Source organism: Dehalococcoidia bacterium (genome assembly GCA_025054935.1).
In the GTDB taxonomy this organism is placed as follows: Bacteria; Chloroflexota; Dehalococcoidia; order SpSt-223; family SpSt-223; genus JANWZD01.
On record JANWZD010000063.1, the window covers coordinates 1 to 614 of the forward strand.

Annotated in this window: 1 protein-coding gene; it reads right to left on the reverse strand. The window is 73.3% G+C overall.

Annotated elements, in window-relative coordinates; translation table 11 throughout:
* Window positions 1-533 (reverse strand): PCRF domain-containing protein (locus NZ773_16270; GenBank protein MCS6803483.1); only part of this gene is annotated, 533 nt, incomplete at its 3' end.
* Window positions 534-614 lie beyond the last annotated feature (81 nt).

The following is a 614-nucleotide window of genomic DNA, read 5'->3' on the forward strand; positions in this document are numbered from 1 at the left end:
TCGAACTTGAGGCGCGCGTACGCGCCCGGCCCGACGATGCGCGCGATCACCTCCTTGTAGCCGCCGAGGTCCGACGGGCTTTCGGAGACCAGCTCCACCTGCCAGCCGCGCCGTTCGGCGTAGCGCGTGTACATGCGAAACAGATCGGCGGCAAAGAGCGCCGACTCCTCGCCGCCGGTGCCCGCGCGGATCTCGAGAAAGACGTTGCGCTCGTCGTTCGGGTCGCGCGGCAGGAGCGCCGCGCGCAGCTCGCCTTCCAGCCGACGCATCGCGTCCTCGGCCGCCTTCAGCTCTTCCTCGGCGAACGCCTTCATCGCGGGGTCGGCCGCCATTTCGCGCGCGGCCGTCGCGTCGCGCTCGGCCTGCCGGTAGCGCGCCCAGAGCTCGGCGAGGTGGGAGAGCTCCGCGTGCTCGCGCGCAAGGCGCCGGTAGGCCTCCATGTCGCGCGTCGCGTCCTCGGCCGCTAGGCGCGCGCTCACCTGCTGCAGGCGCTCGCCGAGCGACTCGAGCCGGGCGCGCAGCGTCGCCTTCAAGGCTGAAGGCGGAACAGCCGCGCCAGCGTCCCGGCGAGCGTGCGCCGCTCCTCCTCCGTCGCGTCGTGCAGGGCCTGCGTC